This is a genomic window from Chryseobacterium sp. R2A-55 (assembly GCF_021401085.1).
Classification (GTDB): domain Bacteria; phylum Bacteroidota; class Bacteroidia; order Flavobacteriales; family Weeksellaceae; genus Kaistella.
In genome coordinates this window covers 191,123-204,526 of record NZ_JACBFP010000001.1, presented here as the reverse complement: position 1 = coordinate 204,526, position 13,404 = coordinate 191,123, and the positions used below count along the sequence as shown (strand labels likewise).

At 40.4% G+C, this 13,404-nt stretch carries 11 protein-coding genes; 8 read left to right on the top strand and 3 right to left on the bottom strand.

The window, feature by feature from the left end; genetic code table 11:
• Nucleotides 1–47: 47 nt before the first annotated feature.
• Complete coding sequence (locus tag L0951_RS00925) at nucleotides 48–956, bottom strand: hypothetical protein (protein ID WP_234108760.1); 909 nt, start codon at nucleotides 954–956, stop codon at nucleotides 48–50.
• Nucleotides 957–1,452: 496 nt separating this feature from the next.
• Between L0951_RS00925 and L0951_RS00920 the strand changes: the two genes are divergently transcribed.
• The 5 genes from L0951_RS00920 to L0951_RS00900 all read left to right on the top strand — a co-directional run bounded on the left by L0951_RS00920 (nucleotide 1,453) and on the right by L0951_RS00900 (nucleotide 7,951).
• The gene (locus tag L0951_RS00920) at nucleotides 1,453–2,760 is read left to right on the top strand and encodes a TolC family protein (RefSeq protein WP_234108758.1); all 1,308 of its coding nucleotides are present in this window, start codon (nucleotides 1,453–1,455) and stop codon (nucleotides 2,758–2,760) included.
• A 78-nt stretch (nucleotides 2,761–2,838) separates the two neighbouring features.
• Nucleotides 2,839–3,924: an efflux RND transporter periplasmic adaptor subunit gene (locus L0951_RS00915; RefSeq protein ID WP_234108750.1), complete on the top strand. Its 1,086-nt coding sequence runs from the start codon at nucleotides 2,839–2,841 to the stop codon at nucleotides 3,922–3,924.
• A 108-nt stretch (nucleotides 3,925–4,032) separates the two neighbouring features.
• Nucleotides 4,033–7,293, top strand: a complete 3,261-nt coding sequence (locus tag L0951_RS00910) for an efflux RND transporter permease subunit (protein ID WP_234108748.1) — start codon at nucleotides 4,033–4,035, stop codon at nucleotides 7,291–7,293.
• Between the two features lie 79 nt (nucleotides 7,294–7,372).
• Nucleotides 7,373–7,678 carry a P-II family nitrogen regulator gene (locus tag L0951_RS00905; RefSeq protein WP_234108746.1) on the top strand — a complete coding sequence of 102 codons (306 nt, stop codon included), beginning with the start codon at nucleotides 7,373–7,375 and terminating at the stop codon, nucleotides 7,676–7,678.
• Between the two features lie 66 nt (nucleotides 7,679–7,744).
• Complete coding sequence (locus L0951_RS00900; RefSeq protein WP_234108744.1) at nucleotides 7,745–7,951, top strand: DUF2892 domain-containing protein; 207 nt, start codon at nucleotides 7,745–7,747, stop codon at nucleotides 7,949–7,951.
• A gap of 439 nt (nucleotides 7,952–8,390) precedes the next feature.
• Here the strand turns inward: L0951_RS00900 and L0951_RS00895 are convergent, their stop codons facing one another.
• The gene (locus L0951_RS00895) at nucleotides 8,391–9,083 is read right to left on the bottom strand and encodes a ZIP family metal transporter (protein WP_234108741.1); all 693 of its coding nucleotides are present in this window, start codon (nucleotides 9,081–9,083) and stop codon (nucleotides 8,391–8,393) included.
• Nucleotides 9,084–9,105: 22 nt separating this feature from the next.
• Nucleotides 9,106–9,897, bottom strand: coding sequence for a class I SAM-dependent methyltransferase (locus L0951_RS00890; protein ID WP_234108739.1), 792 nt, complete (start codon nucleotides 9,895–9,897; stop codon nucleotides 9,106–9,108).
• A gap of 118 nt (nucleotides 9,898–10,015) precedes the next feature.
• Here L0951_RS00890 and L0951_RS00885 point away from each other — a divergent pair, with 118 nt between their 5' ends.
• The 3 genes from L0951_RS00885 to prmA all read left to right on the top strand — a co-directional run bounded on the left by L0951_RS00885 (nucleotide 10,016) and on the right by prmA (nucleotide 13,355).
• Entirely contained in the window at nucleotides 10,016–11,188 is a 1,173-nt protein-coding gene (locus L0951_RS00885) for a class I SAM-dependent RNA methyltransferase (RefSeq protein WP_234108737.1), read from the top strand.
• A gap of 63 nt (nucleotides 11,189–11,251) precedes the next feature.
• On the top strand, nucleotides 11,252–12,250 hold the full coding sequence (locus L0951_RS00880) for a glycosyltransferase (RefSeq protein WP_234108735.1): 999 nt from the start codon (nucleotides 11,252–11,254) through the stop codon (nucleotides 12,248–12,250).
• Between the two features lie 277 nt (nucleotides 12,251–12,527).
• A complete protein-coding gene (gene prmA / locus L0951_RS00875) occupies nucleotides 12,528–13,355 on the top strand; it encodes a 50S ribosomal protein L11 methyltransferase (RefSeq protein WP_234108733.1) in 828 nt (275 codons plus the stop codon).
• Nucleotides 13,356–13,404 lie beyond the last annotated feature (49 nt).

Here is a 13,404-nt window from a genome sequence, read left to right as displayed (position 1 = left end):
CATCATGCTGGTGTTTTTAAGAAAGTCTTTTTCCTATTTTAGGTCCACTACAATGTGGTATTCACTACTCCGTAATTAACAGATATTACTGGTTCATAATATTCTATGTGGGTGTTGCCAGTACCACCTACAAATAATTTAATGCCGTGATCCACAATTTCCTGGGTTACAATCAGCGGTGACATCACCAATTCATCCCGCACATAGCTAAATCCACTGGTAGCATTGAGTTTGAAAAATAGATCTTTGAGTTTTGTTCCTCCGGAAATATAGAATCCAGTAACACTGTCTGTCACAGCATCTCCTGTGTAAGCGACCAAACGGGTTGAAAGTGAATTGGAACTCACCTGTTGGTATTTCAGGGAAACGTTGATGGTGACGGCATATCCCTTCAACTGTTGGGGAAATTTGATGGTGGAGGTTGCATTATCCCACATCTGCACACCGAGGGGATTACTTTCAATAATAAGATCCGGAGTGCCACCTGAATTACCGTAAAGCGGATTCAAAAGTTTAAGATCCGGGCTGTGTGGAGAATTAAAAAAATTGCCTCCCTGCGGAAAATCATTATTATCACCGTACACAAAGTTCATTGGTTTGACCAGTGCCAGAATATTGTTGATAATGGTGGTGTTATTCGCGATACTTACCCAAACCGCGCCGTCCCAATAGTAATAGCCTTTAGCCGTCAGGTTCACTCCCACCCCGGTTTGGTTACTCACAGAGGCAGGGGAAGTGGCATACACTAAATTTCCTTCATTCGTGGCGGCAGATATCGGCATGTTGAAGATTTGATCCCCGGTTAATTTCGGAATCAGAATTCCTTCAACATGCGTAGCAGGCGATTTGGCGACAATCTCTAAGGTTGTTGCAGGCGCAGCAGTATTTATTCCTACTTGTGCGTCGATGCCCACCATCCATGGAAGGCAAAAGCAGATAAACAGTATTTTTTTCATCACTTAGGAATTTAAAATGTTATGTAAAGTTACACCTTTATCAGTTTATTTTCAAAGGTTTATGAGTTTTTTTTTAACATTTTATGATGGAGGTTAGTAGTTGATGAATACGGGATTTTTTATGAATTGCATTAAAAATTTCCTAATATACCCTATATTGATTATTAAATTTAAGTGCAATAATTCAAGAAAAAGTATGCTGATTTTTTAAAGAGAAGGCATGTACCTTATGCAGAATAATTTCGTCATCTCTCCCATGGTTTTTCAACATTTAAAAACAATATTTTCCGCAATTACTTTTTTTCGGCGTTTGATTTAATTCCCAGGATGTCAGAATTTGCCTTTTCTGATGTCTGATTAAAATTCAGAATCATTTTTAAAACTTTCTTTTTTCTTAACTCTAACACATCAATTTTTGTCGTGTTTTTTCTTATGTAACCAAGGTTACGTACTGCTAGGTAAGTTCCCGGTACTTTTGCAGCAAAATAAAATGAAAATGAGGAAATACCTTTTTACTGGATTTGCAATTCTTTCCTTTTTTACCTCCCGAGCACAGGAAATCGTCAAGATTTCTAAAAAGGATTTGGAACAAAAGATCTTCAACCAAAATCTGCAGCTCAAACTTGCGGAAGCAGAAGTGAACGCTGCCAATGCCGATTTGTTGATGAGCAGAGCAATGTATTTGCCAAACGTGACCGCATCTTACACGGGGATTTCTACGAACAGTCCTTTGATGGCGTTTGGTTCCAAACTGAATCAGGCTCGAGTGGAAATGGAAGACTTCAATCCATCCAATTTAAACAACCCGAAAAACATTTTCAATTTCGCTACCAAATTGGAAGTGCAACAACCCATTTTTAACAAAGATGCCGCCTACCAAAAGAAAGCAGGCGAAGTGAAGGTGGAGGTTTTGAAACTGAAGCAGAGTCGCGCCAAAGATTATCTGCAATTTGAATTGAATAAAGCCTATATGCAGCTGCAAATGGCTTACAGCGCTGTAGCGGTTTTGGAGCATGCAAGAAATACCGTACTCGCCAACAAAAAAGTCATCGACAATTATTTCAAAAACGGAATGATTCAGAAATCAGATGTTTTGGATATGAATGTGCGCGTCTCCGAAATTGACAATCAAATTCAGTTTGCCAAGTCAAACGTTCGAAACGCTTCAGACTATCTTTATTTTTTGTTGAATGAAAATTCGGAAAACAAAGTCTTTCAACCCGATGAAAAATTAGAATATCAGGAAAGTTTTTTAAGCCGGGATCCAAAATTAAAGACAGACCGAAAAGATTTACAGGCCTACGAAAAATCCCTGCAAGCCTACGATTTTTTGATTAAATCTTCGCAAGCGAAGTTTTTGCCAAAAGTAAATGCTTTCGGAAGTTTTGAAATGTTTGACAAGCGGCCTTATGAATTTCATGCAAATGGTTATTTGGTCGGTGTTCAGGTGGCATGGAATCTCTTTGACGGGCTAAAATCCAAGAGCGAAATCGAAAAATATAAAGCCGATCTGCTAAAATCCCAAACCGAAATCGAACAGTATCAAAAGCAAAGCAGTTTGGAACTCAAAAAATCTTATCGGCAAGTCTTAGATGCTGATAACAAGGTGAATCTTACAAAACTGGCATGGGAACAAACGGCAGAAGCCTATCGGATCTATAAAAACCGATACGAACAGGGGTTGGAAAAATCATCAGATCTTCTCAACGCAGAATCACAGATGTCTAAAAAAGAACTGGAACACCAGCAAGCCATCTTTGAATATAATATGGCGCTGGAATATTACAAATTTTTGAACGAGTGATGCAGCTCAGATCAGCTGAATTTTCAAACAATTTAAATATAGAGTAAAAAATCGTAAACCATTTCAAAAATATCAGTTATGAAAATTATAAAGACAGGATTATTTCTTTCAGCAGTTGCAATCCTCGCAAGTTGCTCTTCAGACAAAAGCGAAATTAAGGACAGCTCCAAACCGATCGAAGTGCAGCTCAGCAATTCTGCCACCACCGATGCGTTGGCTAATGCCGGTGCAAGCGGGAAACTGGTTGCCAGGAATTCGGTGAATGTTTCCACCAGAATGATGGGATATATCACCGGATTGAAAGCCGATGTAGGTGATTTTGTAAGTGCGGGACAACTTTTGGTGAGGATTAATAATACGGATATTCAGGCAAAAGGTGGACAAACCGACGCACAGATTGCACAAGCTCAGGCGAATTTTAATCTGGCTCAAAAGGATTTCAAGCGTTTCCAGAATTTGTACAATAATCAAAGTGCTTCCCAAAAAGAGCTGGACGACATGAGCGCCCGCTATGAAATGGCGAAAGCCAATCTGGACGGTGCGAAAATGATGAAAAACGAAGTGAATTCCCAATATCGCTATACGAATATTACAGCGCCAATTTCCGGGGTGATTACCGCAAAATATGCAAGCCAGGGAGATTTAGCCAATCCGGGAATGCCGATCTTGACGATTGAAAGTTCAGGGAATTTGCAGGCGCAGGTGCTGGTTTCTGAACAGGATATTACCTTAATCAAAAACGGTATGCCTGTTAAAGTGCTGATGAAATCAACGAACAAAGAAGTAGTCGGCACGGTGGATGAAGTAAGCCTGTCATCCATCAAAACCGGTGCACAATATTTAGTGAAAATCAATGTACCTCAAAATCATGAATATCTTGCGGGAATGTTCGTGAATGTGGTTTTCCCTTTCAAGAGAAACGGAAGTGCGAATCAGGATTTTCAGGAATCGGTTACTGTTCCTAAATCGGCGACGGTGGAAAATGGTCAGCTAACCGGGATTTATACGGTGAGCTCTGCCAATACAGCAACATTGCGTTGGGTGAGAATCGGAAAAATCTTGGGAGATCATGTGGAAATTCTTTCCGGATTGAATTCCAGAGAACCTTACATCGTTTCCGCAAACGGAAAATTGTTTAACGGGGCGAAAGTTCGAGTAAAATAAAAGCCCCAATTAACCTCCCGAAAAGGGAAGGAAATTGAATATCTTAAAATTAACATTTAATCTAAAAATGTTCCAACACACCATTAAGGAATAAGGGACAGATATATTATGGAAAAAGGATTTGCAGGCCGTATCGCGGAGTTTTTCATCAATTCAAAACTCACTATTTTGCTGATGATGGCATTGATGATTATAGGCGTTTATAGTTCCACACTGATACCAAGAGAAGAGGAACCACAGATTATTGTTCCGATGGCCGATGTATTGGTCGGTTATCCCGGAGCATCGCCCAAAGAAGTGGAGAATCGGGTGGTGAAACCTCTGGAAAAAATTATTTCTAATATTAAAGGAGTAGAACATGTTCACGCCATGGCGATGAATGGTAAAGCGATGCTGATTGTGCAGTTTTACGTAGGTGAAGACACTGAACGCTCTTATGTGAAACTTTATGACGAGTTGATGAAGAACAAGCTGATGTTTCCAAAAGGCGTTGATGAACCCATCGTGAAAACACGTTCAATCGACGATGTCCCGATGCTCGGTTTGACGCTTTGGAGCGAAAAATACAACGATTTCCAGCTTCGGCAAATATCCGAAGAACTCGCCTCCGAAATTAAGAAAATCAAGGATGTCTCTTTGACGAATGTGATTGGAGGAAGTCCGCGTCAATTGAAAATCATTCTGGATCGTGATAAAATGGCGGAAAGCAACGTAGATGCACTTTCGGTAATGCAGATGATTCAGGCCAATAACGGCAGTTCACAAAGCGGCAGTTTTGTAAGTAACGATCGGGAATACTTATTGACTACCGGACAATTTCTCACGTCCAAAGATGATGTAGAAAACCTCGTGGTAGGAACTTCGGGGAATATGCCGGTCTATTTGAAACAGATCGCAGAGGTGCAGGATGGAGCCTCTTCTCCGTCAAATTATGTAAGTTTTGGCTATGGAATGGGAATTGAAAAAGGAATTAAGAATCCTTCGGAATATCCCGCAGTAACCATTTCAGTTTCAAAAGTGAAAGGCGCAGATGCGATGAAAATTTCAGATCAGATTTTAGATAAAGTAAAAAGTCTTGAGAAAACTTTGATCCCCAATGACGTCCATGTAGAAGTAACCAGGAATTACGGAGAAACCGCATCACACAAAGTTTCCGAACTTCTGCTGCACCTTGCGATTGCAATTATTGCGGTGACCATTTTGGTGATGCTTGCTATGGGATGGAGAGGCGGATTGGTCGTGTTTTTCTCTGTTCCTTTAACTTTTGCATTGACGCTTTTCAGTTATTATATGCTCGGTTACACACTGAACAGGATTACGCTTTTCGCGTTGGTTTTCGTGGTGGGAATCGTGGTGGATGACAGCATCATCATCGCAGAAAATATGCACCGGCATTTCCACATGAAGAAACTGCCGTTTAAGCAGGCCGCGATTTATGCCATCAACGAAGTTGGTAATCCCACGATTTTAGCAACTTTCACCGTGATTGCCGCAATTTTACCCATGGCTTTCGTTTCCGGAATGATGGGACCGTATATGTCGCCAATGCCGATTGGAGCTTCCATCGCTATGTTGCTTTCCCTGTTTGTCGCTTTGACTGTGACTCCTTATCTAGGCTATCATTTGTTGAAGGTAAAAGATGATCAGGAACATAAAGAAGAGCAGGGAATTGAAACCGGATTCATCTATAAATGGTACAAAAAAATCGAACAGCCCTTCTTGGACAGCGGAAAAAAAAGGTGGATCATGCTGGGAATTACGGGGGTTTTACTGATGATTTCCCTCTTGGCGTTTTTCACGAAATGGGTCGCTGTAAAAATGCTTCCGTTTGATAATAAAAATGAAATCCAAGTAGTCATCGATATGCCGGAAGGAACCACCTTAGAGAAAACAAACGCCGTAACCAAGGATGTAGCACAATATTTGCGAACCGTTCCCGAAGTGGTCAACTACCAAAATTACGTAGGTTCCGCATCGCCGATCACCTTCAACGGATTGGTTCGTCATTACGATATGCGTGGAGCCAGCAACACTGCAGATATCCAGGTCAATCTTTTGCATAAAGAAGACCGCAAGAAACAGAGTCATGATGTGGCGAAAACCATTCGTCCTGAAATTCAGAAGATTGCCAAAAAATACGGTGCAAACATTAAAATTGTGGAAGTTCCACCCGGACCGCCTGTGCTCTCAACAATTGTGGCCGAAGTTTATGGTCCAAATTATGACGAACAGGTCAGAATTGCTGATGAGGTACAGAACATCCTAAAGAAAACAAATGATGTGGTAGATGTAGATTGGATGGTGGAAAGTCCACAAACAGAATTCAAAATTATTCCAGACAAAGAAAAATCCATGCTGAACGGAATCGCGCCGCAACAACTCGTGGGAAATCTAACCTATTTGATGGGCGAATATCCGATTTCAACTTTATACGACGAAAAAAGTAACCAGCCAGTGAATATGGTAATGAAACTGGATAATTCCGAAAAAGCCAGCATTCAGGATATCACCGCACTGAAAGTAAAAGGACAGCAGGGAATTATGATGCCAATCAGTGATGTGGTGAATGTGAAACGTGAAGAACTGGAAAAAAGTATTTACAGAAAGGACCAAAAACGAGTCGTGTACGTACTCGCTGATATGGCAGGAGGTTTGGAAAGTCCGGCTTACGCAATTCTGGGAATGGATGAAAAACTGAAAAAAATTCAGCATCCTGCAGGTTATTCGTTGAATGAACTTTATATGAAACAGCCCACCGATGAAAGCGATTACACAGTGAAATGGGACGGCGAATGGCAGATTACTTTGGAGGTTTTCCGCGATTTGGGTGCAGCTTTCGCAGTGGTAATCATCGTCATCTACATGCTGATTGTTGGGTGGTTCCAAAACTTCAAAACTCCGATGGTGATGATGGTTGCAATTCCACTTTCGCTGGTAGGAATCGTATTGGGACACTGGCTTTTGGGAGCTTTTTTCACCGCAACTTCATTTATCGGAATGATTGCATTGGCGGGAGTGATGGTGAGGAACTCGGTGCTTCTAATCGATTTCATTGAAATTCGGCTTAATGAAGGAATTCCAATTAAACAGGCCATTATAGAGGCAGGAGCAGTTCGGACCACACCGATTTTGCTGACGACAGGTGCGGTGGTCATCGGAGCAGTTATCATTCTTTTCGACCCGATTTTCCAAGGTTTGGCGATCTCCTTGGTTTTTGGGGCAATTGTTTCCACTTTGTTGACCTTGCTGGTTGTTCCACTCATTTATTATATGAGCGAAAAGAAAAAATGGCAAAAAATCCAGGCGCAGCAAGCAGACGAATTTGCCGATGATTTCTCAGAAGAAATTTCATATAATGAAACTCCTTAGTTTATTTTTCACTGAAACTTTGCCGAAATATTGTTTTTCGGTAAAGTTTCTATCCATCAAAAAAATCAATTACTAAAATATGAAACTATTACTCATCACCGCCGTGGAAGAATTTGAGAAGAATGTGAAAGAAATACTGGTTCATGCAGGAGTTTGCGCTTTTTCCTATACTTCCGTAAAAGGCTACAAATCCGAAGGAGGACTGATCTCTTTGGAAAACTGGTTTGCTGCTCAGGTTACGGAAAGTGATTCGCTCCTTTTCACCGTATTTGTTCCAGATGAAAATGTGGAAAAAGTCTTTCATTATGTAGAAAAATTCAACCAGAAAAGGGAGTTTTTTTCACGCATCCATCTCTCAAGTCTGGATATTGAAAATTCCATTTGAGAACAAATATTTTTAATTAAGATTAAAAATTTCAATCATCAACCTTTAAACATTATAAAAAAAAATATGAAAACAAGAATTATTCATGCGGTGGCCGGAACCATGGTTCTGACGAGTTTGCTTTTAGGAATTTTCGTGCACCAGAACTGGTTTTATCTCACTGGTTTTGTAGGCCTTAATTTATTCCAGTCATCATTCACCAATTGGTGTCTTTTGGGAATTATTCTGGCAAAATTCGGATGGAATGATGATGACGGCAGCTGCAAATGTTAATCAAAAGAATACCTAATTAAGTTTAAAATTTTGCTGATTATACCCGCAATATCTTCTTTTGCCGGATACCAAAAAACGCAATAAATTCAAGTCGAAACTTCTGTTTCATATGTGACGGAGCCAAAAACCAACTTACTGAACAGGAATTTTCAGCAAGAATAAATCAGAATCCGGATGCCGTTATTCTGGATCTGCTTTCGCCTGGAGAATTTGCAACAAGCCATATTGCAAAAGATTTAATGTAGATCTAAACGGAAATTTTGAAACCGAAATTTCAAAACTGGTTGCATCAAAACCACTTTTCGTTGATTGCTTAAGCGTTGCCAGAAGTTTCGTTGCTGTTGAAATTTTCGGCAATTAACATCTGAGTTCGTTGGTCACCAAACTTGAACAGTAGGTTTTCCAGTGGCTTCATCATGATTCATCAAAATAATAGGTACTAATGCTGGTGAAAAATATGAGCAATCATCGCCATCAGGATTCCCAAGATGACCAATCCGATTTTTTTCCAGTCCACATTGTGGTTTTTGCTTCCCTCGAAAATAATCACCGATGAAATATGCAGAAAAATACCTCCCACGAGCGCCAGGAAATAGACTTCCCATTCCGGATTAAAATATTTGCCTAAAAGTAATCCTAAAGGCGAAGCCAGTGCAAAAACTGAAATAATCAGCCAGGATGCGGGAGGAAATTTTCCCCGATCAATAAGGAAAGCACCCAGAATAAACGAAATCGGAAGGTTGTGAAAAAGGATTCCGGTTAGATACGGACTCAAACTATGCTGTTCATTCGCAAGCGGAATTCCCTCCAGAAATGCGTGGATGAACATTCCGATCATCAGTGCCAAAGGAAGAATTCCTTTTCCCTCACTGTGGTGGTGAAAGTGGCCGTGCTCAAAACCTTTGGTCAGATTTTCCAACAACATTTGAAGCAAAACGCCTGCAATAACCCAAATCCCGACATGATGGCTTTCAGAATTGTAAACTTTGGGGAAGACTTCATTTAAGCAGATGGTGATGAGAAATCCCGCACTCAAGATGAGCAGGTTTTTTGCAAATTCCTTTTTATTTGCAAAGAATTTTCCCAGAAAAACTCCGGCTAAAACGCTTAGAATCAATAATAAAATAATCATTTCTTGCTCTTTTAAATTGATTTTATGAATGATTCTGGGTCACATTTTTGTGATCTTCCGTTTTCCCACTTTCATCTTCCCGCTTTCTGAAAACATTGATGCATCGCGGCGATTTTTCCAGTTGAAATTCACCTAACTGATAATTACCGTAAATTTTGATTCTCTCGAAACCGTTTTCCACAGCGTATTTTTCAATATCATCCAGAGTATGAAGCTTCACTTTTTCAAAGAAGTGGAAATCTTTGCCTTTGTCACTAAAATAAATGTCCTTGATAATGTGTTTGTCCTCAATTCTTTTTTTGATGTGGAAATTGATTCCTTCTTTCTTCACGTAATCTTCCGCAACCAAGGTGTTTTTCACCCATTTTTCATTCAGGAAATCCAAGACGAACCAGCCGTTTTCCTTCAAAACATGGTGCACCGACTGAAAGACTTTTTTGTCATCCCGGTCATTTTCAAAATATCCGAAACTGGTGAACAAATTGAAAACAGCATCCACTTTTTCCTTAGAAACTTTTGGGAAAAGCTCATTCCGCATATCATGAACTTCAAATTTCAATGTGGAGTTCTGAAATTGTTTATTGTGGAAAATGCTTTCCTTTGATAGGTCAACTCCCAAAACCTGGTATCCAAGTTGATGAAGAAAAACAGAATGTCGTCCTTTTCCGCAAGCCAAATCAATGATTTTCGAACCGGTTGGAATTTTTAAATCTTTCACCAGTAGTGAAATGAAATTTTCCGCTTCCGCAAAATCCCTGTTTTTGTAAAGAATATGATAGTAAGGTGTATCAAACCAAGTTTCGAACCACGCCATTGTGCAAAATTAACTAAATTTGCGGATTAATCATATTTTGCAAACGGTTTTCAGCAGGTAATTTTTTATGGTGAGAAAACGGAAAAGCAAATTCAAAAAGCAAGAAGACAATAGCGAAATGGATCCAGAAAACATAAAAATACAGATCAAAACCTTCTTTGGATTGGAAGAGGTTTTGGCAGAAGAAATCAGAAAACTAGGCGGAAAAAGGGTAGAAGTGAAAAACCGCGCCGTGAATTGTGAAGGCGACCTCGGTTTTCTTTACAAAATCAACTATTCCGCACGAACCGCCCTGAAAATCATTGTTCCCATTCTCACTTTCAAAGCGTGGGATGAAAACCGTTTTTACGACAAACTGTTTGATTTTCAGTGGGATGAATTGATGGATGTGAATCAGACTTTTGCAATTGATGCTACGGTTTATTCCGAGAGATTCAAACATTCACAGTTCATGTCACTCAAAATGAAAGATGCGATCGTGGATTTCTTCAAGTTTAAATATAGGAAAAGACCAGATGTGGATCCGAAAAATCCGGATATCAAATTTCATCTCCACATTGATCGCGAACTGGTGACAATTTCCCTGGATTCTTCCGGAGATCCTTTGTTCAAGCGTGGTTACCGGAAAGAACAGGGCGAAGCGCCTATCAATGAGGTGCTCGCTTCAGGAATGTTGCAACTTGCGGGGTGGGACGGAAAAGGAAACTTCCTCGATCCGATGTGCGGTTCCGGAACTTTGCTGATTGAAGCCGGAATGATCGCGATGGATTTGCCTGCGCAGATTTTCAGAAAAAAATTCGCATTCCAAAACTGGAAGAATTACGACGGGGAACTTTTTCAAAAAATTAAGGAATTCCGAATTAACAGGGTTAAAGAATTCACGGGAAAAATCGTGGGTTACGATATCGACAACAAAATGTTGAACGCCTCCAAAATCAACATCGAAGCCGCTGAAATGGAAGAGGTCATAGAAATCAAAAAACAGGATTTCTTTGAATCAAAAAAAGAACTTTTTCCTTTGATGATGGTCTTTAATCCACCTTACGATGAAAGAATTGAAATCAGCGACGAGGAGTTCTACAAAAAAATCGGCGATACCTTCAAACAAAATTATCCGAATACTTTGGCTTGGCTCATCACTTCCGATTTGGAGGCGGTGAAAAAAATCGGTTTGCGGCCGTCAAGAAAAATCAAGCTTTTCAACGGTAAACTGGAATGTAGATTCATGCAGTATGAAATGTATGAAGGAACGAAAAAGGTGCATAAACTGAATACTGAAATATTGCAGTAAGGTAAAAATCTTATGATTCGTACCAGGATCATTGTTATTTTGGGAACTTGATAAATTTTCACATTGAACACCGTATCTATCATCATCGCCATTTTCAACCGCAGAGACGAGCTTTTCGAACTCCTCAATTCCCTGTCACATCAAACCGACAAAGATTTCGAGGTAATCATCGTTGACGACGGTTCTTCAATCGATTTGCGGCCAACATTGGCAATGTTCCAGGAAATGCTGAACATCCAATTTTTCCGAAAAGACAATTCCGGTCCCGGTCTCAGCAGAAATTTCGGTGCACGCCGTGCAAAAAGCGAATGGCTCGTCTTTGTGGATTCCGATGTGATTGTGGAAACCGACTACATCGAAAACATCAAAAAAAACATTACTGAAAACTCCTGCGACGCGTTCGGCGGTGCAGACAAGGCGCACAAAGGTTTCAACCTCATGCAGAAAGCGATTTCCTATTCCATGACCTCGGTTTTCACCACGGGCGGAATTCGTGGCAACAAAAAGGCGGTCACCAGATTCCAGCCGCGGAGTTTCAATATGGGAGTGAAAAAATCGGCTTTTGAAAAAGTGGGTGGTTTCTCAGAAATGCGAATCGGCGAAGACCCGGATTTATCCATGACACTTTGGGAAAACGGTTTCAAGACGGCGTTTTTCGATAATATTGGTGTTTATCACAAACGCAGAGTGGACTTCGGAAAATTCTCCAAACAAGTTTACCAGTTTGGCTGCGCAAGACCGATCCTCAACCAAAGACATCCGAAATACGTGAAGATTTCCTTTGCATTTCCATCATTGTTTCTCATCGGCTACATTCTCGGATTCATCGAGTATTTCTTGGTTGGGAAAGGTCTAATTCTCGCCATGTACGGATTATACACCTTCCTCGTCTTCTTCCACGCACTTTACCAAACCAGGAACATCAGCATCGCGGGAATGGCAGTGATTTCCACCTATATCCAGATGTTTTCCTACGGTTATGGCTTTTTGAAATCTTGGTTTTTGCTTCATATTTTAAGGATGAAGCCCGAAGAAGCATTTCCGAGACATTTTCACCGGTAATATTTTTGGGCGCACATTTCCCGCTTTCACTACTCGCTTTTTTTCTTCCCAAACCTAAATCCAAGCAAGAAAAAAGAGCTCAAACATGCCGTTCAATCGGGGGCGCAGTTTCCGCTTTTTTTGATAAAACCGAACTGGAGGAAGACTTCGGTTCTTCCCGAAAGTATAAATCTGCCAAACCAGCTCCATCACCGTCCGTCAGCAAAACGCTCCTCGGAATCAAACAGGCACCATCCAAAGAACGTCTAATTTTCCGTATTTTTGCAAAAAATTTTCAATGAACAATTACTTAGAATTTGATTTTAAAATCACACCACTTCAACCCTGGAACGAAATCCTGATGGCGGAACTCATCGAAATCGGTTTCGACAGTTTCACCGAAGAACACGAAGGGATTTTGGCATATATTCAAAAAGATTTGTTCAATGAAAATGAACTTCGTGAAATCCATTTGTTGAAAAATAATGAGGTAAAAATTTCCTATACTTTCAAGGAAATGCCGAATATCAATTGGAATGAAGAATGGGAGAAAAATTTTGAACCGATTTATGTGGAGGATCAGGTTTTGATACGGGCAGAATTTCACACTCCAAACGCAGAACTGCACGAAATCATCATCCAACCGAAAATGTCTTTCGGAACAGGACATCACCCTACAACTCACCTCATGATTCAGCAGATGCTGGAATTGGATTTTGAAAACAAAACCGTGCTCGACATGGGGTGCGGAACTTCTGTACTCGCCATTTTTGCAAAGCAAAAAGGAGCAGGAAAAACAGTGGCGATCGATATCGACGAATGGTCGGTTGAAAATTCCATGGAAAATGCCGAAAGAAATAATGTGAAACTGGAGATTTCTCAAGGAACTGCGGAAAATTTAGGCAAAGAAAATTTCGATATCATTTTAGCCAACATTAACCGCAATATTTTGATTTCAGACATTCCGACTTACGTTTCGGTTTTGAACAAAGGTGGTCAGCTTTTGCTTTCCGGGCTCTGCTTCTTTGATGTGGACGATATCTTGGAGGTCTGCACCCAACAAAAACTCACACTGAAAAAGAAACTCCAACGTGAGGAATGGGTTTCTCTGCTTTTAGAAAAGTAATTTTTGACCGCACTTGAAGGCCATTTCGCCGATTTCGAATATATCCTTT